The sequence below is a fragment of the Methylacidiphilum kamchatkense Kam1 genome (genome assembly GCF_007475525.1).
In the GTDB taxonomy this organism is placed as follows: Bacteria; Verrucomicrobiota; Verrucomicrobiia; order Methylacidiphilales; family Methylacidiphilaceae; genus Methylacidiphilum; species Methylacidiphilum kamchatkense.
Map to the genome: position 1 here is coordinate 327,129 of NZ_CP037899.1, position 23,058 is coordinate 350,186.

General features: G+C 41.4%; 20 protein-coding genes. 16 read left to right on the top strand and 4 right to left on the bottom strand.

Annotated features, from left to right (window positions below; translation table 11 throughout):
- The first annotated feature begins 144 nt into the window (after positions 1-144).
- Together kam1_RS01515 and kam1_RS01520 are read left to right on the top strand one after the other, a co-directional pair.
- The gene (locus tag kam1_RS01515) at positions 145-2,139 is read left to right on the top strand and encodes an alpha-1,4-glucan--maltose-1-phosphate maltosyltransferase (RefSeq protein WP_039721955.1); all 1,995 of its coding nucleotides are present in this window, start codon (positions 145-147) and stop codon (positions 2,137-2,139) included.
- A 40-nt stretch (positions 2,140-2,179) separates the two neighbouring features.
- On the top strand, positions 2,180-3,712 hold the full coding sequence (locus kam1_RS01520) for a maltokinase N-terminal cap-like domain-containing protein (RefSeq protein ID WP_039721954.1): 1,533 nt from the start codon (positions 2,180-2,182) through the stop codon (positions 3,710-3,712).
- A 76-nt stretch (positions 3,713-3,788) separates the two neighbouring features.
- On the opposite strand, the gene kam1_RS01525 is transcribed toward kam1_RS01520, so the two are convergent.
- Together kam1_RS01525 and kam1_RS01530 are read right to left on the bottom strand one after the other, a co-directional pair.
- Positions 3,789-4,781 carry an NADP-dependent oxidoreductase gene (locus kam1_RS01525; RefSeq protein ID WP_052250530.1) on the bottom strand — a complete coding sequence of 331 codons (993 nt, stop codon included), beginning with the start codon at positions 4,779-4,781 and terminating at the stop codon, positions 3,789-3,791.
- Between the two features lie 54 nt (positions 4,782-4,835).
- Positions 4,836-6,191 (bottom strand): outer membrane beta-barrel protein, encoded by a 1,356-nt coding sequence (locus kam1_RS01530; protein WP_235277566.1) that lies wholly within the window; start codon positions 6,189-6,191, stop codon positions 4,836-4,838.
- A gap of 553 nt (positions 6,192-6,744) precedes the next feature.
- On the opposite strand from kam1_RS01530, the gene kam1_RS01535 reads away from it, so the two are divergent.
- The 6 genes from kam1_RS01535 to kam1_RS01555 all read left to right on the top strand — a co-directional run bounded on the left by kam1_RS01535 (position 6,745) and on the right by kam1_RS01555 (position 13,603).
- Positions 6,745-7,977, top strand: a complete 1,233-nt coding sequence (locus kam1_RS01535; protein ID WP_039721952.1) for a glycosyltransferase — start codon at positions 6,745-6,747, stop codon at positions 7,975-7,977.
- On the top strand, positions 7,961-8,686 hold the full coding sequence (locus kam1_RS01540) for a hypothetical protein (RefSeq protein ID WP_039721951.1): 726 nt from the start codon (positions 7,961-7,963) through the stop codon (positions 8,684-8,686). Before kam1_RS01535 ends, kam1_RS01540 begins: the two co-directional genes overlap by 17 nt.
- 33 nt (positions 8,687-8,719) lie before the next feature.
- Complete coding sequence (locus kam1_RS01545; RefSeq protein ID WP_143958200.1) at positions 8,720-9,469, top strand: DUF2334 domain-containing protein; 750 nt, start codon at positions 8,720-8,722, stop codon at positions 9,467-9,469.
- On the top strand, positions 9,447-10,187 hold the full coding sequence (locus tag kam1_RS10350; RefSeq protein ID WP_244946108.1) for a PHP domain-containing protein: 741 nt from the start codon (positions 9,447-9,449) through the stop codon (positions 10,185-10,187). The genes kam1_RS01545 and kam1_RS10350 overlap by 23 nt, the downstream gene beginning before the upstream one ends.
- Positions 10,188-10,456: 269 nt before the next feature.
- Positions 10,457-11,860 carry a glycosyltransferase family 4 protein gene (locus tag kam1_RS10355; RefSeq protein WP_244946109.1) on the top strand — a complete coding sequence of 468 codons (1,404 nt, stop codon included), beginning with the start codon at positions 10,457-10,459 and terminating at the stop codon, positions 11,858-11,860.
- 12 nt (positions 11,861-11,872) lie between these two features.
- On the top strand, positions 11,873-13,603 hold the full coding sequence (locus kam1_RS01555; RefSeq protein ID WP_143958201.1) for a M3 family oligoendopeptidase: 1,731 nt from the start codon (positions 11,873-11,875) through the stop codon (positions 13,601-13,603).
- Positions 13,604-13,741: 138 nt separating this feature from the next.
- Here the strand turns inward: kam1_RS01555 and hpf are convergent, their stop codons facing one another.
- Entirely contained in the window at positions 13,742-14,080 is a 339-nt protein-coding gene (gene hpf, locus kam1_RS01560; RefSeq protein ID WP_079254286.1) for a ribosome hibernation-promoting factor, HPF/YfiA family, read from the bottom strand.
- A 98-nt stretch (positions 14,081-14,178) separates the two neighbouring features.
- Between hpf and cimA the strand changes: the two genes are divergently transcribed.
- A complete protein-coding gene (gene cimA, locus kam1_RS01565; RefSeq protein WP_039721948.1) occupies positions 14,179-15,768 on the top strand; it encodes a citramalate synthase in 1,590 nt (529 codons plus the stop codon).
- A gap of 160 nt (positions 15,769-15,928) precedes the next feature.
- On the opposite strand, the gene kam1_RS10110 is transcribed toward cimA, so the two are convergent.
- On the bottom strand, positions 15,929-16,105 hold the full coding sequence (locus kam1_RS10110; protein WP_009060413.1) for a hypothetical protein: 177 nt from the start codon (positions 16,103-16,105) through the stop codon (positions 15,929-15,931).
- Positions 16,106-16,306: 201 nt separating this feature from the next.
- On the opposite strand from kam1_RS10110, the gene lgt reads away from it, so the two are divergent.
- From lgt to rseP, 7 genes are all read left to right on the top strand, one after another.
- Positions 16,307-17,146, top strand: a complete 840-nt coding sequence (gene lgt, locus kam1_RS01570; protein ID WP_039721947.1) for a prolipoprotein diacylglyceryl transferase — start codon at positions 16,307-16,309, stop codon at positions 17,144-17,146.
- A gap of 108 nt (positions 17,147-17,254) precedes the next feature.
- Positions 17,255-19,090 (top strand): threonine--tRNA ligase, encoded by a 1,836-nt coding sequence (gene thrS / locus kam1_RS01575; RefSeq protein ID WP_039721946.1) that lies wholly within the window; start codon positions 17,255-17,257, stop codon positions 19,088-19,090.
- A 17-nt stretch (positions 19,091-19,107) separates the two neighbouring features.
- The gene (gene infC, locus kam1_RS01580; protein WP_039721945.1) at positions 19,108-19,734 is read left to right on the top strand and encodes a translation initiation factor IF-3; all 627 of its coding nucleotides are present in this window, start codon (positions 19,108-19,110) and stop codon (positions 19,732-19,734) included.
- A 28-nt stretch (positions 19,735-19,762) separates the two neighbouring features.
- Positions 19,763-19,978: a 50S ribosomal protein L35 gene (gene rpmI / locus kam1_RS01585; protein ID WP_039721944.1), complete on the top strand. Its 216-nt coding sequence runs from the start codon at positions 19,763-19,765 to the stop codon at positions 19,976-19,978.
- A 35-nt stretch (positions 19,979-20,013) separates the two neighbouring features.
- Positions 20,014-20,376 carry a 50S ribosomal protein L20 gene (gene rplT, locus kam1_RS01590; protein WP_039721943.1) on the top strand — a complete coding sequence of 121 codons (363 nt, stop codon included), beginning with the start codon at positions 20,014-20,016 and terminating at the stop codon, positions 20,374-20,376.
- A 35-nt stretch (positions 20,377-20,411) separates the two neighbouring features.
- Positions 20,412-21,572 (top strand): 1-deoxy-D-xylulose-5-phosphate reductoisomerase, encoded by a 1,161-nt coding sequence (locus kam1_RS01595; protein ID WP_039721942.1) that lies wholly within the window; start codon positions 20,412-20,414, stop codon positions 21,570-21,572.
- Positions 21,573-21,607: 35 nt separating this feature from the next.
- Positions 21,608-23,044, top strand: a complete 1,437-nt coding sequence (gene rseP / locus kam1_RS01600; protein ID WP_039721941.1) for an RIP metalloprotease RseP — start codon at positions 21,608-21,610, stop codon at positions 23,042-23,044.
- Positions 23,045-23,058: the final 14 nt, after the last annotated feature.

The following is a 23,058-nucleotide window of genomic DNA, read 5'->3' on the forward strand; positions in this document are numbered from 1 at the left end:
AAGTCTATTCAATGAGTCGTTCTCTGTTGGTAACATTTTTTAAAGGATAGATTTTTGGCTTGCGATATTGCTTTCAGCTAACATCCTACGAAGTAAGAAGCGCTTCAATTTATAGCACCTGGAAAAAATGAAGAGACGTTGATCATGAAGAAGAATCTCTCTAGCTATTTGCTGGACAGAGCTCTCATTCCTACTGATGGCAGAAGAAGGATAGTCATCGATCACATTTTCCCAAGGGTGGATTGTGGCAGTTTTCCTCTCAAAAGAATTATTGGAGAAAGGATGACGATCAGAGCCCATGTTTTTGCTGATGGGCATGAAAAGATTTCCGTTCATTTTGCTTTCAAACATATCAATGAGGAACAATGGAATGAAATTCCTATGGTGGAATGTGGAAACGACGAGTGGGAGGTGTCATTTCCTCTGAATAAGCTTGGAATTTATGAAGGGAAGGTCATTGGATGGATTGATCATTTTCAAAACTGGCTGGAAAAACTCTATAAACTTCCTGAAGACGATAAGGATTTTGAGGTAGAATTATTGATTGGGGTGCAGCTTTTGGAAAAGAATTTTCTAGCTCTATCGCACAATGAGGAGTTGAAATGGTGGATCGAAGAGCTTAAGAATGAACGGCTGTCTATTTTGCAACGAGTACATTTAGCCAAAAATCCTGCTCTACAACAACTGGTTCAGAAATATCCAGATAGAAGTTTAGCTTCGGAATCAACGGAACCTTTTTTGATTTTTGTGGAACGACCAAAAGCCCAATTCAGCAGTTGGTATGAATTTTTCCCTAGATCTTGGAGCGTTGTACCGGGAAGACATGGGACATTTAAAGAATGCGAAAGGCTACTTCCAGAAATTGCTTCCATGGGTTTTGATGTTGTCTATTTGCCTCCCATTCATCCTATTGGGAAAAAAGCAAGAAAAGGCAAAAACAATTCTCTTGAACCTACCCCTGAGGATGTCGGTAGTCCCTGGGCGATTGGATCAGAGGAGGGCGGACATAAAGCGGTTCATCCTGCTTTAGGGACTCTAGAAGACTTCAGGCATTTTGTAGAAAAAGCAGCGCAGTATGGCATAGAGGTTGCATTGGATATTGCATTTCAATGTTCTCCAGACCATCCTTATGTTACCGAACATCCTTCTTGGTTCAAATGGAGGCCGGATGGAACGGTGCAATATGCGGAGAACCCGCCAAAAAAATACCAGGACATTATTCCATTTGATTTCGAAACAAATGATTGGGAAGCTTTGTGGGAAGAACTAAAGAGTATATTCGTTTTCTGGATTCATCAAGGAGTCAAGATCTTCCGAGTGGACAATCCGCATACTAAGCCTTTGGAATTCTGGCGATGGGTCATTTGGGAGCTCAAAAAAGAGTATCCTGAAACAATTTTTCTTTCTGAAGCCTTCACCAGACCGAAGTTGCTTTATGGACTGGCAAAAAGAGGCTTCTCTCAAAGTTATACGTATTTTACCTGGAGATCTACGCCAGCTGAATTAAAGGCTTATATGGAAGAGTTGATTTCCTATCCAATTGTCGAATTTTTTAGGCCTAATTTTTGGCCTAATACCCCAGATATTTTACCCTGTTACCTTCAATATGCGCCTCCTTCAGTTTTTAAAATGCGCCATGTTTTAGCGGCCACGTTGAGTTCTAATTATGGCATCTATGGTCCTGCCTTTGAGCTCTGTGTCAATACTCCTCTTGAACCAGGGAAGGAAGAATATCTAGATTCTGAGAAATACGAGATTAAAAAATGGGATTGGGACGCTCCTGGGAACATCAAAGATTTTATTAGCAAGGTAAATCATATTCGAAAAAACAATGTGGCTCTCCAGCGAACTGATAATATTCGTTTTGTGCAAACGGATAATCCTAGACTTCTTGCTTATGTGAAAGATGCCCCAGCGCATGCTGACCCTCTTCTCATCGTTGTTAACATGAGCAAGAACGTGGAGATGGGCTGGGTTAATTTTGCTCCTTCTTTGGTTGGATTAGAGGATTCAAAACCTTATGAATTGACGGACCTTCTTGTTGATGTGACCTATACATGGCATGGGGACTGGAATTTTGTCAAACTTGATCCTGAAATATGTCCTGCTCATATTTTTCGGCTTTCGCAATATGGGTAGGGGCTGTAGCGACAAAATCAAAAACCCATAAGTAAAAAAAATGGATTTGCTTTTTTGTCAGACTCCCCAACGGAAAGAGGCTGCAATCAAAGCTCTAAAGGACTACTTACCGCATTGTCGCTGGTTTTCTTCAAAATCCCAGTCAATCACCCAGTTGGAATTCGAAGAGGAGATTTTTTTAGATCCTTTTAGGAAAGAATTTAGCCTGCTTTTTGTTAGGATAACCTATGACAAAGGACCTGAAGCTCAAGATCTTTTTCTTTTGCCTCTCCAAAGAAAAAGTCTTCCCGAAGCTCAGCACAGTGGCAGGGAAATATTGTTTTATTGTGAGGATCTTGCCCTTTGTTGGGTTGAAGCGACCGCCAATAACCATATTAGCCAACTCTTTTTGGAATTGATTGTGCATGAAAAAGAAAGCAAAGGACGTCGTGGCAGTATACGAGGGAGTAGCTCGCAGCTTTTCTTTAACCAAAAGGATATTTCCTTTAAGGAGAAAGGACAATTTTTAGGTACTGAACAATCTAATAGCTCCTACATTTTCGATCAGAAGTTTTTCTTCAAACTCTACAGGAAGCTTGAAGCAGGAGAGAATCCAGAATCTGAAATCCTTTCTTTTTTAACCGAAAAGACCACTTTTGGCAATATTCCAAGCTATCTGGGAAAAATAGAATTCTTCCTCAATGGTAGTAAATATGTCATTGGCTTGTTGACAAAATATGTGCCTAATGAAGGCAATGGTTGGAAAAGAGCTCTTAGTTGTTTAGAAAGATATCATAAATTTGCCCAAGAAATCCTTAGCAGCAGCGACTTGTCTCATTTTCCTATAGAAATATTCCATCAGGATTGTTTTGGTTTGGATGCTATTTATCTTGGAGAAAGAACGGCCGAGCTACACCTTGCTTTAAGCAGTGCTCAAGGCATCGAGGGATTCGAGCCGGTACCACTACAAAAAACGGATCTAAAAATGCTTTTTGAAGAAGCCATGCAACAGATCGACAAAAAATGGATCAATGCGTCGGCAAATCCTTGGTTTCAGAAAATCCTATCTCAACGTAACCTTTCATTCCAATCCTTAACGGAGAGAATTTGCCAGAAACTGAAAGAAAAAATAACTGAGCTTGAAGAGGAAACCCCTTTTAAAATAAGGATCCATGGAGATTATCATCTTGGGCAAGTCTTGTGGACTGGATCAGATTATTTTATCATCGATTTTGAAGGTGAACCCAACCGGTCGATTGACAAAAGAAAAATGCTCTGGCCTGCCTTAAAAGATGTGGCAGGAATGCTTAGATCTTTCCATTATGCTGCTTACTCTTTTTTTAGTCCAATAGATACCCCTTCTAAGAGGATCTTGGCAGCCTTCTGGTATTCGAAAATAGTCGAAAAATATTTAGACTCTTATAGAAAGAGGGTTCAATCTGGCCCAATATTACCTTCAACGGAGAAAAGTTTCGTTGCTTTACTTGATTTCTTCTTAATTGAAAAAGCTGTTTATGAGGTAGGTTATGAGTTAGGGAGTCGACCGGCATGGGTGCCAATTCCTTTACTTGCTCTTTTGGAGCTTATTGAATGAGTTGCTTTTTCTTCCTGTATCCTGATCGAGTATCCCTCTTCCTCTGGCTCAAGCAAAGAGGATAAAAAAATAGAAATCAGACTTCGACCACAGTCTTTCCTATAGGAGCATTGGTAAAAATGGAGTGAAGGGCCTTTGGAGCATTTTCTAGCCCATGAAAGACATTTTCTTTATGCTTTAGTTTCTTTTCCTTGACCCAAGCTTCCAATTTTCTAATGGCTTCAGGCCATCTATCTGTCCGATCTCCCACAATGAATCCTTTGAGAGTGGCCCGTGCAGAATGTAACCGTTCAAAATTTTTTATAGCATATGGAGTTTTTACATTATACTGGGAAATCATCCCACAGATGACTACTCGACTATTTTTTCTGAGAAAAAGAAGAGCAGTATCCAACGTTTCTCCCCCAACATTATCATAATAGAGGTCGATACCTTCAGGAACGCATTGCTTAAGTTTTTCCTCCAAATTTTCTCTTTTTCCATTAATCGCATAATCAAAATTCAATTCCTCAAGGAGGAACCGACACTTTTCTTCTGAATCAGTTATTCCAACAACTTTACAGCTATGCATCTTTGCGAATTGTCCTGCAGTCATCCCAACCGTTCCAGCGGCGGCAGATATCAACACCGTGTGTCCCGCTTGCGGCTGTCCATAATCAAACATGCCAAGGTAAGCCGTTATTCCAGGCATCCCTAGCACTCCTAAAAAAGCTGGCAAAGAGGCAATCGATGGATCGATTGGCCTCAGATCCCTTTCATTCGATAGACCATATTCCTGCCATCCTAGATATCCCAAGACGTATTGACCAGGATGAAAAACTGGACTCTTGGATTCCACCACTTCTCCTACAGACCAACTTTCCATGCGGTTTCCTGGTTTTACTCCTTTGCTAAATGTGGTTGGTTCTTCGGTGAGAAGCCTCAAATAAGGGTCAATCGAAACATAACGATTTTTAACCAAGACCTCGCCGTCTTTGGGAGAGGGGATGTCGGTAGAGACAATTGAAAAATGGGACTCATCGATGAGGCCTTCGGGTTTTTTTACAAGGACTACCTGTTTGTTTTTCATAATGTAAACCTACTGCATGCGAGGAGAAGGACAAGAAGCAGAAATTTCAACTTTTTACCAAAACATGTAAGCAACTTCAATGGCGGCAAAGAAAGCGGGGCCATTGGAAACAGGTACACCAGGAAGCCCCAAAGGTTCCAGGATCACTCCAGCAACGTCTTTTCCCCAGTCCATTCTTCCTTCTGCTCGTATCATTAAGTTCTCCCATAGATCAAATCGGAAGGTAAGGGTCGAACTCCAGATATCTGTTCTGCCAATATGCTGGTAGAGTATTTCATTATTGCTTCCTTGTATCCAATCCTGTCTAAAGGCAATGCTTAAAAATGCTGTTAATTGGTATTTCATCCAAAAGCTTGCTCCGAACCAATCCGAAGAAGCAGGTTGAATGAAGGGATCATTAGGCAGACTTACCCCCCCATTATAGAAGCCTCCAGTATATTCCATTGCCAGAAGGAGTCTATCTTTGGTTATCTGAGGGATCCATGCCCCATAAATGTCACCGAGGAAAAAAGGTGCTGAGCGATTAAATGGGCTTTCTCTGAATACGCCAGTTCCAGGAAAATCTGGATAGAAACCAAAGCCGGGAGGATTTGCTCCATCCGGACCAAATAGCAAAGAGGAAGTCACTAAGGCATTCTTTTTTGGAGTTTCATATTTTAAAGAAGCAATAAAGAGCGAAGAAAAAGGTTCATTGTTCACAAAACCGAAAAAAGGATAGCCGCCTCTAGATGTGTTGAATCCCCCATCGGTTATCCCTAAGGTTAGTTCAAAAGCACTAGACAAAGGATAGATAGCCTCGATCCCAACTAAAATTTCGGGGATCAAATTTGAAAATATTAATCCATAAGAAAAGTTGAGGTTTGCGGGTCTTTCCATCAGCTCAAAAGCAAAAGGCGACATAAATTTCCCCATTTTTATATCTAACCCATTGCCTACTGGAACTCTGAACTGGGCAAAGGCCTGAGCTAAAAGAAAAGAACCTGTATTAAAGACAAGACCAGAATTATTCGCAGTGCCTAAACCAGTAATATTGTCTGGCATTCCCATAGATGCAGCATCCTGTCCAATCATAAGATCCGTCCTGAAACCTGCCTGCCACTCATTCAATTCAGACATTGGTTTTTCGGCTACCAGATAAACCTGATTCAAATTCCATCCGCCGCCCGCAATACTATCGCTTTCCATGCGTGTGGGAATTTGAGCCGTCATGGCTCTGTTGGCTCCGGAATGAGCCGAAATAAAATTATACGTATAGCTTGTGTCTAAGTAGCCAGTAAGGGAAAGGACTGGAGGCTTGGTTTCTACAGCAATGCCTCCTTCTTCAAGAGCCTTTTGTAATTCAGCCACACTTCCTGGCTGTAGATCCTCAGAAAAGGCGAAGGGATTTGATCCAACAAAAAAAGAAATCAAAAGGATAATTGTTCTATAAGTCCTAAAGAAAGAAAAGGCACACAAGAAACTTTGTTGGATATTTGTGCAAGGTATAACCAAAGGCAATTTTTTTCCATTAAAAAAATCTATAAGAGCAAAATTTAAATATTGTCTTCAGCTTATGGATTATAAGCAAAAGACATGCCTTGAATAGGATATTTTTTTTCTCTCATTTGTATCATCTGTAGAAAAATAAATGATGAAGTTTCTTATCTTTTATCAGTAACTTTTCAGTAGCCCTCCCAGCTTCTCCAAGGAGGCTTGAAAAGCATGAGGCTATTCCCATCTTCTTCTGATAAACGTTTTTATAGAGAGCTTTAGCTTAGGAGAACGTAGGGTAAAGTCGTAAAAACTATTCAAAAAAAACAATATATATAGGATGGAAAATTTTTTTTATCAGACTATTATTTTATGGATTTGTAATGGACTTTCTTCCTAATACGGCCATTATATAACTCTTATTTAGAGCGATGGTAAAGCAATATTGGGAGAAATGGTAGTGGGTATCGGATATGAAGAAAAAAATAAATAGATGAAAATATGCGATATAACGCAGTTTTATTCCCCTCGCAGTGGAGGAGTAAAACGATATCTTTCTGAAAAACAGGATCATATTCGACGCCTTGGGAAAGACGAGCATTTTTTAATTGTTCCTGGTGAAAATGACTCCCATTATTCAGAGCATTTGGTCCACATCATTACCATTAAATCTCCTAGGCTCGATAAGAACTCCAGATACAGAGCGATGCTCAATTTGCAGGCCATATCGTTTCTTCTTGAACAGATAAAACCTGATATTATCGAAGTCGGTGATCCCTACCAATTAGCATGGTTTGTCTTAAGAAAAGCAAAAAAGCTTAAAATTCCTGTAATTGGCTTTTATCATAGCCATTTCCCAGAAGCCTATCTTAGAACTTTTTCTCGCTATGGGGGCAGACTGTTGGAGCAAATGTTTAGAAGTTTTTCAAAAAGCTACATCCTCGAACTTTTTTCAAAATTTAAATTGACCATTGTCCCTTCTTATAAACTATGTGGGCTTCTTAGAAGTTGGGGATTAGCTAATTCTGTTCCTCTGCCCTTAGGAGTGGATACGGATATTTTCTGTCCTGGTCCGAAGGATGAAAGCTGGAGAGCGCACTTGGGCATTCCTTCTGATGCTTTCCTGCTCCTTTATGTTGGGAGACTTTCCAAAGAAAAAAATCTTGTTTTACTTCTTGAAACTTTTCGTTGTCTTCTTGAAGAGAAAGCTGGGAGCGATTACTGGCTATTAATCATTGGAGATGGCCCTCTTAGAAGCCTTGTATTAGAGGTTCAGCGGAGAAACCAAAGAATAACCTGGATTCCTTATATTGATTCAAAATATGATCTTTGTCGTAGTTATCGCTGTGCAGATCTATTCGTTCATCCAGGCATCGTCGAAACATTTGGTCTGGTTACCATCGAAAGTCAATCCTGTGGGTGTCCTGTTATCGGGATTCAAGGGACGAATATGGAGGAGCAGATTGAAGGAGGGCTAGAATTCTGGCCGAAAAAAAATTGTCCAAAAGCTTTTGCTGCTGCAATAAAAGCCTTTCAGGCAATAGACTTAAGAAAGCTGGGGTTGGAATTATCCAGGAAAACTAGAGAAAAGTATGGATGGTCTCAGGTCTTTGACAAGTTGTGGGGGTATTATCAGCAAGCGATTGATGGAGAAATTCCTGAGCCCGAAAAGCCAAGTATTATAGAATGTTTGCAAAGCCAAGTCGTCGATGAATCTCACCGCTAAAAAAGTAGCTACCGACAATATCGAGCCATCTGATCCAACAAACAAAGTGATCATTCGCAAATATTGTCGCAAAGATAGGGAAGCACTTAGAACTATCTGTGCGGATACTGGCTTCCTAGGAAAGCCTATTGACCCAGTATTTGAGGATAGAGAATTGTTTGCCGATTTTCTTACCCGTTACTATACAGACATTGAACCGGAATCGGCCTTTGTGTGTGAAATGAATGGAAAAGTTGTTGGTTATCTTATTGGCTGTTGCAAACCTAGATGGAAGTTCTGGTATCATCTGTTGTATGATCCTTTACTGTTCTTTAAGGCTTGCTACCGTTATTTCTTTAAGCCCTATAATGCTGCAACCAAAAAATATATCCAGTGGGTGCTCACTAGAGGATGGAGAGAGACCCCGCCGGCTCCAAAAGATTGCCCTCATTTTCATATTAACCTGTTAGAGTCAGTCAAAAGCCCCACCACGACACGAAGACTGATAGATAGTTTTTTGGCTTATTTAGTTTCTAAAGGGCATCGAAAAGTCTATGGCCAGATTGTTGTCTTTGGAGATAGACGAAAGCCAGCTCTTTTCCGTCGGTTCGGATTTGAAGTGATCAATTGCATGGAAGTCACAAAATATAAAGAGCACTATCCTTCGAAAATTTTTCTTTTTACGGTCGTAAAAGATTTAGAGAAAAGGCCTTTGCTCTATTCGAAGTAAAAAAAGAAAATCCTCTATTATTGATTTAGGGATATGGCTGAAAATCTGCTTTTCGTCACTCTTCATGATGTGCATCCCATGAACAGAAAAAAAATTGAGAAACAAAGAGAGACTCTTGCTGCATGGGGAGTCGAAAAGGTGGGGTTACTCATCATTCCCTTTTATCATCATAAAAAATCGATTGTCGAAGATCCCAGTTTTTGTTCATGGATAAGTTCCTGTGCTAGCTTAGGAGACGAAACAATCGTCCATGGTTTTTATCACGACAGGATGGATAGAACAGATAAACTCTCTGAGTTATTCTGGACACGAATTTATACTCAGCAAGAAGCTGAGTTTTTAGGTATTGAAAAAAAAGTGGCTTTCAGGCGGCTAGTGGAAGCGAAAAAAATGTTTATGAGCCTTAGATGGTCTACTAGGGGATTCATTGCCCCAGGGTGGCTTTTTGATGCTTCCTTGCTAGAGTGGCTTCCGGAAGTAGGGTATGCGTATACGGTAGCGATTGATCGCATTATTTTATTTGAAAATCCTTCAACTTCTTCTATTTTTTCATTTTCTCATTGCTGGTCCAACAGATCGGCCTGGCGTCGGGCTGCTTCCATTGTGTGGAACAGCTGGCTAAAACGGGGAAACATTTTGAGTAAAAAACGCTATGTGCGTGTAGGGCTGCATCCAGAAGATAGTGATTATCCAGCAATCTGGAAGCAGGTTGAAAAAAGCATTAAGGATTTTCTTGAACTTGGAATGCATCCGGAGACCTATGGAAGCCTGGTCAAAAGTTGATCTGCATCTACATTCAAGTTATTCAGATAGGCCTTCAGAATGGATTTTAAGAAGGATAGGTTTTCCTCAAAGCTGTACGTCTCCCCAAGAACTTCATGGAAAGCTTCAAAAGGAAGGCATGCGTTGGAAAACTATTACCGATCATAACCGAATTGAGGGATGTCTTGAGCTGATGGAAAGGCATTTGGATGTATTTATGGGGGTAGAATTATCTACCTTTTTCCCTGACGGTTGTGAGATCCATCTATTGATTTGGCACTTTCCTACGAGTGATTTCAAGAGTATTAAAGAACTAGCCTCGAACGTCTACGAGCTTTCCAGCTATCTTCTTAAAAGGAATATTCCCCATGCGGTAGCGCATCCTTTAAAAAGTGTGAATGGCAAACTTACCGTGGAGCATTTCGAAAAAATGGTTCTTCTTTTTAAAGGATTTGAAGTCTGTAACGGATCATTAGAACCTCTTTCTCAGAAAGTCCTCACCCTTTGTTTAAACGCATTGACTCCTGAACGCATCGAACAACTCTCCAAGCGGCATTGTCTTATTCCCTTAGTTCCTAATGCCCATGAAAAGATTTTTATTGGGGGCTCCAATGACCATGGAGGGCTTTCGGTTGGGTCAGCTTGGACGGAAGTGCCAGGAGCTGAAAGTGTGGACACTTTCTTTAACTCCCTTTTTTCTGGAAAGGGAAGGGTCCGGGGGAGCCAGGGGATCCATTAAAGGTATCCACCGGCTTTTACAATACGTTCTTTAAATTCGCTCAGAGCCGTCTGAAGCAGACAGCTCCCTTAACTGCTGAGCTAATTGGAAAGATTGCCGAAAGATTCGTCAAAGGACAAAATCCAACCGCCTTTTCTTTTGCAGAAAAAGTTGGACACATTGCTGAGGCAATTCGCACTGGCCAGGCCTTTAATTACGTAAGGATAGCGGATGGGGCGTCATTAACCAAACAGTTCATTGATTTCTTGACGGATTCGAAAACCAAAGAAATGCTCGATGCTATTGTTCATTCTAAGGAAAGCCCCATTAGTCGTTCGTTTCGCATAGCTTCAAAAATAGTGAATGAGCTTTCTTATAGATTCTTCCTTCAATTCGTCACAAGACTAGAAAAAGGGGATTTTTTGGATGCTTTCCAGTCCTTAGCTGGCTTTTTCCCTTTGGGTTTAGCCGCACTTCCTTATTTCTGGGCTTTTAACGAACAGTCCACTGACAAAGCTTTCTTAAGAAAATTGGCAAAGGACTATTTGAATCATCTACCAACGGAGCTTTCGGAGGTCAAAGTGGGATGGTTTACTGATACGATCGATGATGTCAACGGGGTGGCTCGAACCATACAAGCTATGGCAAAAACAGCGTTCCAAGCGAAGGCTCAACTGAAGTTGGTTATTTCAAGAAGCAAACTCAAAGAACTGGATATTCCTGTACAAAATTTTGAGCCAATAGGAGAATTCGAAATTCCAGAATATAAGCTTCAAAAATTAAGTTTTCCCCCTATTCTTGAAATAATCGATTATATAAAAAAAGAGGATTTTTCGCATCTGCTCATCAGTACTCCAGGTCCCGTCGGCTTATGCGCCCTCTTTGCTGGAAAACTGCTTAAGATTCCAATGATAGGTATCTATCATACCGATTTCCCTCAGTATGCCCGTTTTCTTAGTGATGATTCATGGATGGAGACATTGACTTGGAAATACATGGAATGGTTCTACGGTCAGTTGAATAAAATTCTGGTTAACACTGAATTTTATAAAAACTGCTGGATTCAAAGGGGTGTTCCAGCCGAAAAACTTTCCCTGTTCCCTCGAGGCATTGATGTGGATAGGTTTAGTCCTTCCTTTTATGATCCATCGTTCTGGAAAAAATATAAGGCTAAAGAGCCGGTGATTCTTTATGTGGGAAGGATTTCAAAAGAAAAGGAACTTGCCTTTTTAGCCGACGTAGCCCATCATTTGTGGAATAAAGGAAAACAATTTACGCTAGCTTTTGTTGGCGAAGGTCCATTTAGAGAGGAGCTCCAGAAGTTGCTGCCAGACGCTGTGTTTACTGGGGTCTTGACAGGAATAGAGCTGAGTAAAGCTTATGCCTCTTCTTTTCTGTTTGTTTTCCCGAGTACCACGGATACCTTTGGAAATGTCGTTCTTGAGGCGATGGCTTCAGGTGTGCCCGCCATAGTTTCAGATATTGGGGGGCCTTCAGAGCTAGTCAGATCGCTGAATATTGGAAAAGTCTGTAAAGGAAAGGATCTTAAGGCGTGGACTGAAGCCATTGAATTTTACTTGGACAATCCACTCTCATGGAAGACGAAACTAGAGATGGCAGAGAAGATAAAACAAGAAAGAAATTGGAACACAGCTTTCCAAAATTTTTGGAAAATATTTAAAATCGAAGATTAATAGAAGCATACTATGAACGGTACAACGGCATTGAATCTTTCTCCCTACAAACCCTTAGGTTTTCTTGAACCGGGCCAAGACATACTCGAAGCGAACACTCTCCACCGACTATTCGATAGGCTTGAGAACGAACTTAAAAACGTAAAGAGCTTGGAAGAACTGAAGCGGTGGATTGGTTATTATGATGAACTGAGGGAAGCACTCGATGAGCAAAGGGCCATTCGGTATATCTCTATGACTTGTCAGACGGATGACGAAGAAAGAGAAAAAAAATATCTCTATATCATCACGGTAGTCGAGCCATTAAGAAAACCTCGCCAGATTGCGATTTTGAAGAAATTAGTTGAAAACCCCTTTTTTAAAGAACTGGACGAGTCTTACGCCGTTTTTAAAAGATCGGTGTTAAGCCAGCTTTCCATCTATAGGGAAGAGAACGTAGCCAGAGAAATCGAAGAGGAAAAGCTCTGCCAGCAATATCAGAAGATTTCTGCAAGCCTGACGGCTTTGTATGAAGGGAAAGAATATACGCTAGTTCAATTAAGCCGGTATCTTGAAGAACAGGATAGGGAAAAAAGAAAAAGGGTATGGGAAACCATAGCTCAGAAGAGGTTAGAGAAAAAAGAGCTTTTTGATGATATTTTTGATAAGTTATTATCTATCCGTTCACAGATTGCTGCATCGGCGGGCTTTGAGAACTTCAGAGATTATATTTTTCAAAAGTATCAACGCTTTGATTATACCCCAGAAGACTGTTTAAAATTAGGTAGAGCGATAGAAGAGGTGGTATTACCTCTGCAAAAAGAGATCGAAGAGTGGAGAAAAAAAGCCCTAAATTTGGACCAATTAAGACCTTGGGATTTGTCGGTCGATCCAGAAGGAGCTCCTCCTTTAAGGCCGTTTCATAATGGGAAGGAACTGTTTGAAAAGGTAGGAAATATTTTCAAGAGGATGGATAGGCGGCTCTGGAATTTTTACAAAACCTTGGGAGAAAAACACCTGATTGATTTAGAAAACAGAAAAGGGAAAGCCCCAGGTGGCTACCAAAGCACGCTGCCTTTGGCGCGGCTCCCCTTTATTTTTATGAATGCGGTGGGTACTCATAGGGATTTAGAAACCCTTCTCCATGAATCTGGACATGCGTTTCATTCCCTAGCCTGCAGGGATCAGTTTCTCTATGATTACCGGTCAGCTCCCTTAGAGTTTTGTGAAGTAGCTTCCATGTCCATGGAACTCTTTGCTGCATCTTATCTGGATGAATTCTATTCCAGTTCAGAGCTAAAAAGAGCGAATCGAAAACTTTTTGAAGGCATTATTCTTTTTTTCCCATGGATGGCCACCGTGGATGGGTTCCAACAGGAGCTTTATGTAAGTTTAGACAAGAGTAGGGAAAGGCGAGGAAGAATCTGGGAGCAGCTGATGGATAGGTTCGGTGGCACGGTGGATTGGAGAGGATATGAGGAAGTCCGTCGTTATTTGTGGCAGAGGCAACTACATATTTTCGAGGTGCCTTTCTATTATATCGAGTATGGAATTGCCCAAATAGGGGCTTTGGCGTTTTGGATGGCAGCCAAAAAGGATTTAAAAACCACTCTTGATCGCTACCTTTATGCGTTGTCTCTAGGAGGCTCAAGACCTCTGAAGGAACTTTTCCAAGCCGCTGGACTGCCTTTTGATTTTAGCGCTCAAACATTGAAACCTTTAGTTGAAGCAGCTAGAGAGGAATGGTTGCGGTTGAGGCCATGAATTGCCAATCCTTTCCGAACGACTCCTTCTTTGCTTGGTTTTGAGGCTTGGGTCTTTGCAATGAGTAGTACAGTGAGTAGCCCACTGCTACTCACTGCTTTCTGTGCCTTGGTAGCTTAGCTCATTTGCTCAAAAGAATTATTTTTCTTTTTCTTTAAACTCTCTGGTTGTGCTCCTGGATTTGTCCGTTAAATCAGTTTTCCTTTTACGAAGCTGCCTAGCTAGCCTATCGACTATAAGATCGACCGCTTGATACAGATCATGCCCCCGATCTTCTGCGACAATATCCTTACCAGGAATGTATAATCTAGCTTTTATACAAAAAGCTTGGTGGCTAATGTCGGCCTTAGAAGGTTCATGATGGATATTCAATTGGGCAGACAGAATCCGATCGTTGATTCGGGTCAATTTTTCAAATTTCGATTCGATATGATTGTGGAGTGCATCGGTCAACTTTAAGGTTGGTGATGAAATCATAATTTGCATTCTGATAATTTATCTTTTTTTTTGACATATTGTCCAGATCAAATCCTATTTGCTTTCTCTCCAATTTATGAGAAGATTATTTTTCTACTATGCATACGGCTGCAACAAATCAATTGGTGCTTTATGACACGACCTTAAGAGATGGAGCACAAGGAGAAGATATTCACTTTTCTCTTTCTGATAAGCTTCGAATTGCCAAAAGGTTGGATGAGTTTGGCATAGCCTACATAGAAGGAGGATGGCCAGGCAGTAATCCTAAGGATTTTTCTTTTTTTAGTCAGGTAAAAAGTTTGAACTTAAAACAAGCAAAGATTGCTGCTTTTGGTAGTACCAGAAAGGCCAAGCTTTCTGTAGAAGAAGACCAACAGATTAGGCTTTTGTTGGAAGCACAAAGCCCTGTGGTGACGATCGTTGGGAAAAGTTGGCTTCTGCATGTTTTTGAAGTTTTGAAAACTTCTGAGGAAGAAAATCTTGCTATGATCCGAGACTCTGTCCAATTTTTAAAATCCCACGGGCGAGAGGTTATCTTTGATGCCGAACATTTTTTTGACGGTTACAAATCGAATAAGGATTATGCCCTGCAATGCATTAAAGAAGCCGAGGAGGCAGGGGCGGATTTCATTGTGCTTTGTGATACCAATGGGGGAAGCTTGCCATGGGAAATTGGACAAATTACCTCTGAGGTCTGTTCAAGTTGTAAGGTACCTATTGGGATCCATACGCATAACGACGGAGAACTGGCTGTTGCGAACGCCCTTTGGGCAATAAAAGCTGGAGCGCGTCAAGTCCAAGGGACAATCAATGGTTATGGAGAAAGAACTGGTAACTGTAATCTGATTTCTGTGATAGCGAATCTTGAACTGAAAATGGGCCAAAAAGTTCTTCCAGATGGAAAACTCAAAGAACTCAGAGAACTGTCTTTATTTGTAGATGAAATTGCTAATGTGCGACCCAATCCAAAGGCTCCTTTTGTTGGGAGATCTGCTTTTGCCCATAAAGGTGGTACACATGTCAATGCCTTGCAGAAACTACTAAGGAGCTATGAACATATTGATCCGGCTCTTGTTGGAAATCATCGGAGGATTCTGGTTGGGGAACTTTCTGGTAAATCCAATATTGTCCTCAAGGCAAAGGAGCTTGGAATTGCTTTAGAAGAGAATAATCCTAATATCCAACGGGTGCTTAATAAAATTAAGGAGTTGGAAGCCAAAGGATATGAATTTGAATCAGCTGAAGCCTCTTTTGCCTTGCTTCTGCGGAAAATCCTTGCTCCTTATCCATCCTTTTTCCATTTAATGGAATATCATGTGTCGATCCGACAACTGCCTTCAAAGAATTACAAAGTCTGCGAGGCGACCATAAAAATATCAATCCATGGAGAAAGGGTCTACACCGTTGCTGAAGGAGATGGGCCTGTGCATGCCCTCGATAGAGCCTTGCGTGAGGCATTGGTAAAATTTTATCCTGAAATTGGTCAGCTGCGTCTGGAAGACTATAAAGTACGGATTATTGATTCAACAGAAGGAACGGCTTCTTCGATTCGCGTTTGGGTAGAATCCACTGATGGCAAAGAGATTTGGTCAACCGTAGGCGTTTCTCATGATATTGTTGAGGCTTCCTGGCTGGCTCTCTTCGATAGTATAGAATACTGGTTATTGAAAAAAACTGAAAATGGATAATACCCTTTTTGCGTGCTTCAAAAGAAAGCAAGGCACGATTGCAGCAGGTTGTGATAGAGCCTATAGGATCTGATGCTTAAATGGCGAAGGGTAAAATCTATACAGTGGGGGATGAGCTAAGCTGCAACTCCACAACGGGGTGGGTTTAAAAAGAGTTATATCACTTTTTCTCTTCTTTTTTCTCTTCTTTCTTTTCTTTTTTATGTTTCTTTGTTTTCTTCTCAGGTTTCGATTCGTCCTGAACTTGTTCGGCTTTGGGCTTTGCAATTCCGCAAATAGGTCCAAAGGCAAGACTCAAAGACATGACAACAAACAATATTTTAGTGATATTTTTCATTTCAATAACCTCCTTGTTAACATTTCAATCATTTTCCACCGTTTAGATTCCCTACCCTTCGCTAAATTTAAGCATATATATATTTGCAAACGCTTTATAGATTGCTAATTTGCAGTGATCTTAGTAATAAATACAATGGAAGTCAAAGTGTTTTCAATAAAATGTTATTCCTCTTTTAGTTCGCTTTTTATATAAAAACGAATGATTGCTTATTATATTCATCATTTAAGCCCTTTTCTTGTTCAATTCTCTGGGGGGATCGGCATCCGATATTATGGACTAGCTTATGCCCTTGGTTTTTTATTTCTGTGGATAGGGTTAAGATGGCAGAGGAAAAGGGGGTGGCTAGAGCTTTCTAGCCGTCAAGTGGATGATTTGGTCTTTTGGATTGCCCTTGGAGGCGTATTAATCGGTGGCCGGCTTGGGTACTGCCTGCTTTACGATTTTGCTCACAGCATCCGTGAGCCCTGGTCGATTTTTGAAATATGGAAAGGGGGGATGTCAAGTCATGGTGGCATTGTAGGGGTGCTGATCGTCTTTAGCATAGCTTCCTATAAATGGAAAATTCCTTTTTTCCAAATAGCCGATGCCGCCACATGGTGTGCGCCGATAGGTATCTTTTTAGGAAGACTGGCTAATTTTATAAATGGAGAACTATGGGGAAGGCCGACTGACGTACCATGGGCAGTGATATTTCCAGAGGCACCTTTAGTCGATGGACAGGCGGTTCCTCGACATCCTTCACAGCTCTATGAAGCCTTCCTGGAAGGGATTGTGCTCTTTGGACTGTTAACTTATATCCGCTTTCAAATAAAAACAACGGGCTCGGTTTCGATCGGTTTTCTTTTCTTTTATAGTTTGCTACGGATCATTGGCGAATGTTTCAGAGAACCCGATGCGCACATTGGCTACTATTTTGGTTTTCTCACACAGGGGCAACTTCTCTCTTTGCTGACGCTACTGCTTTCTTTTATTCTTTTCTATATGAGAAAAAAGTGGTTAGTAGAGACACAGAAAGAATCGATCGTCAGCAAACATTAAGTATGTTAATTAATGATGCTAACGAATGCTGTTGGCAAATGATAGTCCTGAAACCAGGATTATTGGTGCATTGGAGTGTATCAAAAAAGAAGTAAGAAAGTATAAAAGATGAATCCATTGGAAAAGTTGCGTCATTCTGCTGCCCACGTATTAGCAACGGCCATTTTAGAAATTTGGCCAGAGGCGCAATTGGCAGCGGGCCCTCCTGTGGAAGGAGGATTTTATTATGATGTGGAATTAGACCACCGGATCAGCCCAGAGGATTTTCCACTTATAGAAGAAAAGATGCGGCGTATTATTGCCGAAAGACAGCCCTTCAAAAGAATTGAAGTTTCAAGAGAAGAGGCTAGAGAATTAGCTTTAAAAGGTAGGTTGGGAGCCTTATCTGAAAGAGCAACCCCAAGCCGTTATAAACTGGATATCCTTGAATCGATTCCGGAAGATGAGCCAATTACTCTCTATCAAAATGATCATTTTATCGATCTATGCGCAGGTCCGCATGTTGAAGATACAGGGTTGATAAAGGGATTCAAACTAACCCATGTTTCTAGTGCTTATTACAAAGGGGATGAAAAAAACCCTCAACTCCAACGTATCTATGGAACGGCCTTTTATTCAGAAAAAGAATTAGAAGCTTATCTTAAGCAACTCGAAGCAGCTAAACAAAGGGATCATCGTAAGCTTGGCAAAGAACTGGAACTTTTCCTGATAGATGAGGAGGTGGGGCCAGGGCTTCCTCTGTGGCTGCCTAAAGGAGCCATCATCAGGGCTGAACTTCAAGCCTTTCTTACCGAAGAGTTGCAAAGGCGAGGGTATCAGCTGGTTCATACCCCTCACATTGGTTCATTAGATCTCTTTAGGATTTCTGGCCACTATCCTTATTACCGGGACTCTCAGTTTCCTCCGATACTAGAGCCTGCTGAACTTAAGGAATTTGAACAAAAACAGATGAGTTGTGCAGAATTGGCGAATCGGCTAGAAAAAGGTGAGGTCGATGGCTATCTTTTAAAACCAATGAATTGCCCCATGCATATCCGCATTTTTGCTTCTAAGCCACGATCCTATAGAGATTTGCCCATACGGCTCGCTGAATTTGGCACTGTCTATAGATTTGAAAAGTCTGGAGAGCTTTCAGGGCTGACTCGGGTTCGGGGTTTTACTCAGGATGATGCACATATTTTTTGTATGGAAAGTCAGGTGGAAGCAGAACTTTTAAGCTGTTTGGAGCTTGTAAAAGTCGTGGTGGAAAAACTGGGGCTGACTGATGCCAAGGCAAGATTGGGATTAAGAGGAGAAGATAAAGAAAAATATGTGGGAAGTGCGGAAAGTTGGCAGAAAGCTGAAAGGGATCTGCGCAAAGCCGCTGAAGACTCGGGTATCAACTTTGTGGAGGAACCAGGAGAAGCGGCGTTCTATGGGCCGAAAGTCGATTTTCTTGTCAAAGATGCTATTGGAAGATTATGGCAACTAGGAACGGTGCAATTAGATTACAACTTGCCCTTGCGTTTTTCTCTTTCTTATGTCGGCGAAGATGGCGATAAAAAGCGGCCTGTAATTATTCACAGGGCTCCCTTTGGATCGATGGAAAGATTTCTTGCCATTTTGATCGAACATTTCGAAGGGCATTTTCCGCTTTGGCTGGCTCCCGAACAGGTGCGGGTTATTCCTCTTTCCGATGCTTTTGTCCCCTATGGCCAAAGGGTAACGGAGCTTTTGCAGCAGCATAAATTTCGAGTTACTTTAGATAGAAAAAATGAAACACTTGGAGCAAAAATTCGTATTGCACAACTTGAAAAAGTGCCTTATATGCTAATCGTTGGGAAAAAAGAAGAACAAATGAAGAGAGTTTCGGTAAGAACCGCAAGGAAAGGGAATCTTGGAGAGATGGAACTAGAGGCATTTCTTTCTCTCCTCTTAACTGAGTATAAAGAGCGAAGAATCTAAGAAGACTACATATAACTGTGCATCCTTCATCTCGTTTTCAACATAACAACAAAAAACCATTCGTTAGAATAAACAATGCTATTCGGGCAAGGGAAGTACTCGTAATTGATTCGACGGGCAAATCTTTAGGTGTCCTTCCCATTCATGAAGCGCAGCAAAGGGCTCAACAGCAAGGATTGGACCTTGTCGAGGTTTCTCCTCATGCCAATCCTCCTGTCTGTAAGATTCTCGATTATGGGAAATATAAATATTCGCTTTCCAAAAAAGAGAAAGATTCAAAAAAGGGAGCGACAAAGCTCAAAGAAATTCAGCTCCATGTGAATATCAATGAGCATGATTTTCTTATAAAATTAAAGCAGGCTGAATCTTTCATGGCGAAGGGAATGAAAGTAAAGTTTAATCTTTTTTTAAGAGGCAGAGAAATTACCCATCAGGATCTAGCATTGAATTTGATGAAAAGATTGATTCAAGACTTAGCACACATCGGCCAGACGGATCAGGAACCGAAATTGACGGGAAGAAATATTTCCCTTACTTTTATTCCTTTACCAGCGAACAAAAGACTGCTAAAGTATAACCTCTCTGAGGTGGAAGCGAATAAGCAAAAACCACAAGAAGAAAAGGATAAAACCGAAAAATCCTGAAGAAGACAAAGTGTGGAGGTAAATAAAAATGCCCAAACCTATAGCTAGAAGAAAAACAAAAAAATCAGTCGCAAAAAGATTTAAGGTATCGGCAAACGGTAAAATTCTTTATTATGGTGCAGGGAGGCGGCATCTAGCATCCTCGAAAAATAGGAAAAGAATGAGAAGAATTGGCTCAGTGAGACTAGTAGACAGTTCGGATCAAAAAAGGATTGAAGAAAGTCTCCCTTTTTCGCATCGCTAAAAGGATTGTGCTAAGAGACGAAGGGAGGAAAGCATATGGCAAGAGCAACAAATTCAGTAGCATCCCGTAAACGACGCAAAAGGCTGTTACGAAGTGCGCGTGGGTTTCGTGGGAGAAGGAGTAAACTTTTTAGATATGCCAAGGATGCTCTCTATAAAGCCAGGTATTGGGCTTATAGGGATAGGAAAAGCAGAAAAAGAGAGTTTCGTGCGCTGTGGATTCAACGCATTAATGCTGCCTGCAGAAACAATGGATTAACTTATAGTCGGTTTATGGAGGCTTTAAAGAAAGCTGGAATTATAATGAATAGAAAAATGCTGGCAGAACTGGCTGTTCGATCTAGTGAAGATTTCAACAGGTTTTTAGAGGTAGCTAAGGAAGGGAAATCTGCTAGTTAAAAAAATATTATGGGAATTGCTCTTTCCTTCCTTTCATGAGGAAAAAAGTCGTCATTCTAGGTTCAACTGGCTCGATTGGACGAAGTGCTCTGGAAGTAGCCAGAAAGCTTTCTGAACGTATTGAAATAGTTGGCCTTGCGGCAGGGTCCCAATCAGAATTACTCCGAAAGCAGTGTCATGAGTTTAAACCCAAAGCCTTTGCTTTGTGGAAAGCTTCTTCCAAACCAGAATGGTTCGATGAGTTGGCAACATCAAAGGGATTATGGGGTCCAAACAGTCTCAACGACCTTATAGAGGAGGTAGAGGCCGATATTGTGCTTGTTGCTATTGTGGGGACAGGGGGACTAGAGCCAACCTTAAGGGCGATAGATAAGAAAGCTCTCCTGGCTCTTGCCAGCAAGGAAATTCTTGTAATGGCTGGATCAGTCGTGATGCGAAGAATAAGGGAGAAAGATGTCCAGATCATTCCCGTGGACAGTGAGCATAGTGCGATTTTCCAGTGCATTCGAGGGGAAGATTGCCGGGCCCTCAAAAGGATTATTCTCACCGCTTCTGGAGGACCGTTTCGAGGCTATACTCTCGAACAACTTAAAAAAGTGACTGTGGCAGAAGCCTTGAATCATCCCACATGGAAAATGGGCAAAAAAATCACTATTGATTCGGCTTCACTTTTCAATAAAGGGCTTGAGATGATCGAAGCCCATCATCTTTTCTCTCTTCCTTATTCTCAGATCGATGTCGTTATTCATCCACAAAGCATTGTCCATTCTTTGGTTGAGTTCTGTGACGGCTCTCAAATAGCCCAGCTTAGCCATTCCGATATGTGCCTTCCTATCCAGTTTTCTTTTACGTTCCCAGAAAGGCTGCCTAGCCCCGTAAGACAATTAAACTTATATGAAGTCGGAACCTTGACATTCGAATCTCCCGATCACAAATGTTTTCCGGCTCTTAGACTTGCAAGATTTGCTGGAGAAGCTGCTGGTACTTATCCGTGTGCATTGAATGCTGCTAATGAAGTGGCGGTGGAAGCCTTTTTGGAAGGCAAAATTTCTTTCTCTCAAATATGGGAGTGCGTTAGCCATGTTCTTGATACCCACCGGCAAATACAGAATCCAGGGCTAGATGAAATTATCCAGGCTGATGAGCTTTCAAGAATGGCGGCAAGAGAATGGATAAAAAAAGAAGTTAGACATTAAGCGGTTGTGGAATAAATTTCTTTTTAAGTATTTCTATGGGCTTCAAACCTCTCCTTCATTTTCTTGTCATCCTGTTCGAAGTAATCCTGCTTTTTAACATTATGATTGTTGTCCATGAGCTTGGCCATTTTTTGGCAGCAAAATGGAGAGGGCTTGTGGTGGAAAGATTTGGGGTTTGGTTTGGTCATCCCATTTGGAAAAAAGAGATTGGAGGGGTAACCTATAGTTTGGGATGGATTCCTGCTGGGGGATTTGTAGCCTTGCCTCAGATGATTCCTAACGACAATAAAGAGGAAGAAAATGGCCAAGAGAAAATCTCTCTGCCTCCTGTCTCTCCAAAGGATAAAATTATCGTAGCTCTGGCTGGGCCTCTTTTTAGTTTTCTTTTAGCAATCGTCTTTGCTCTGGTCGTCTATGTCGTGGGTCGTCCGGTCAGTGAAAGCGAAATGACAACGGTTATTGGCTATGTCATGAAAGATTCTCCCGCGTATCGAGCAGGATTGAGACCAGGGGATAAAATCATATCAATCGACGGTCATCCTGTTTCTAGATTCCAGGGTATGGATAACGACTCAGTCACCTGGAATATCATTCGAAGCGAAGGATCGACGATTGCCGTAGAGGTTGATAGAAACGGGAAGAGGTTGCGGTTTAATGTTGTTCCTGTTAAGGAAGAAAAATCAGCCTTCCAGAGGAAAGGGTTGCGACAAATCTTTATCATGCCGGCTCAAACTCCAACGGTTGCTAAGGTATTTCCTGGGAGTCCTGCCGATGCCGCTTCTATTCAACCAAACGATCAGATTCTGGAAGTAGATGGTCAAAAGCTTTACTCGCCCTTTCTTCTCAATGACTATGTAAGTTCTCATCCCCAAAAAGAAATGACATTGTTGATTAAACGGGGAGATAAGACTTTTTCAGTTCGAATCAAACCCATGCCTCCCGAAGGAGAAAATGTTCCAAGGATCGGTATCCTGTGGGATTTAAATGGCCAGATGACTCTATCGCATCCGACTCCTTTAGAGCAACTCAAAGCGAGTGTTTCTGCGATGTTCAATGTTTTGCAAGCCCTTTTATCTCCCAAGTCTGACATCAAACCTCAGCATTTGAGTGGACCAATAGGAATTATGAGATTTTATTACATGCTCTTTGAAAGCCCTCATGGATGGAGGCTTGCCCTTTGGTTCAGTGTTCTTTTCAATGTTAATGCTGCTCTGATCAATTTATTCCCTATTCCAGTGCTAGATGGAGGGCATATTCTTTTGGGATTGGTCGAATGGATCCGGGGTCGGCCTCTGAGCCTTAAGTTGCTAGAAGCTTTGCAAACCGTCTTTGCTACTCTCCTCATTGGCTATATGCTTTATGTTACCTTTTTCGATGTTCAAGAAATTCCTTGGAAATCTAAAGGAAATATTCCAGAATTAAAATTCCATGCTAAGGAGGGAGAACCGGCTCCCCAGCCTCATTCTCCCTAACGAAAATGGAGGAG

What these genes read in the sequence shown, in the direction of transcription:
- kam1_RS01515 (WP_039721955.1), top strand. Translation starts at nt 145, where the DNA reads ATGAAGAAGAATCTCTCTAGCTATTTGCTGGACAGAGCTCTCATTCCT.
- kam1_RS01520 (WP_039721954.1), top strand. Translation starts at nt 2,180, where the DNA reads ATGGATTTGCTTTTTTGTCAGACTCCCCAACGGAAAGAGGCTGCAATC.
- kam1_RS01525 (WP_052250530.1), bottom strand. Translation starts at nt 4,781, where the DNA reads ATGAAAAACAAACAGGTAGTCCTTGTAAAAAAACCCGAAGGCCTCATC.
- kam1_RS01535 (WP_039721952.1), top strand. Translation starts at nt 6,745, where the DNA reads ATGAAAATATGCGATATAACGCAGTTTTATTCCCCTCGCAGTGGAGGA.
- kam1_RS01540 (WP_039721951.1), top strand. Translation starts at nt 7,961, where the DNA reads ATGAATCTCACCGCTAAAAAAGTAGCTACCGACAATATCGAGCCATCT.
- kam1_RS01545 (WP_143958200.1), top strand. Translation starts at nt 8,720, where the DNA reads ATGGCTGAAAATCTGCTTTTCGTCACTCTTCATGATGTGCATCCCATG.
- kam1_RS10350 (WP_244946108.1), top strand. Translation starts at nt 9,447, where the DNA reads ATGGAAGCCTGGTCAAAAGTTGATCTGCATCTACATTCAAGTTATTCA.
- kam1_RS10355 (WP_244946109.1), top strand. Translation starts at nt 10,457, where the DNA reads ATGCTCGATGCTATTGTTCATTCTAAGGAAAGCCCCATTAGTCGTTCG.
- kam1_RS01555 (WP_143958201.1), top strand. Translation starts at nt 11,873, where the DNA reads ATGAACGGTACAACGGCATTGAATCTTTCTCCCTACAAACCCTTAGGT.
- hpf (WP_079254286.1), bottom strand. Translation starts at nt 14,080, where the DNA reads ATGATTTCATCACCAACCTTAAAGTTGACCGATGCACTCCACAATCAT.
- cimA (WP_039721948.1), top strand. Translation starts at nt 14,179, where the DNA reads ATGCATACGGCTGCAACAAATCAATTGGTGCTTTATGACACGACCTTA.
- kam1_RS10110 (WP_009060413.1), bottom strand. Translation starts at nt 16,105, where the DNA reads ATGAAAAATATCACTAAAATATTGTTTGTTGTCATGTCTTTGAGTCTT.
- lgt (WP_039721947.1), top strand. Translation starts at nt 16,307, where the DNA reads ATGATTGCTTATTATATTCATCATTTAAGCCCTTTTCTTGTTCAATTC.
- thrS (WP_039721946.1), top strand. Translation starts at nt 17,255, where the DNA reads ATGAATCCATTGGAAAAGTTGCGTCATTCTGCTGCCCACGTATTAGCA.
- rpmI (WP_039721944.1), top strand. Translation starts at nt 19,763, where the DNA reads ATGCCCAAACCTATAGCTAGAAGAAAAACAAAAAAATCAGTCGCAAAA.
- rplT (WP_039721943.1), top strand. Translation starts at nt 20,014, where the DNA reads ATGGCAAGAGCAACAAATTCAGTAGCATCCCGTAAACGACGCAAAAGG.
- kam1_RS01595 (WP_039721942.1), top strand. Translation starts at nt 20,412, where the DNA reads ATGAGGAAAAAAGTCGTCATTCTAGGTTCAACTGGCTCGATTGGACGA.
- rseP (WP_039721941.1), top strand. Translation starts at nt 21,608, where the DNA reads ATGGGCTTCAAACCTCTCCTTCATTTTCTTGTCATCCTGTTCGAAGTA.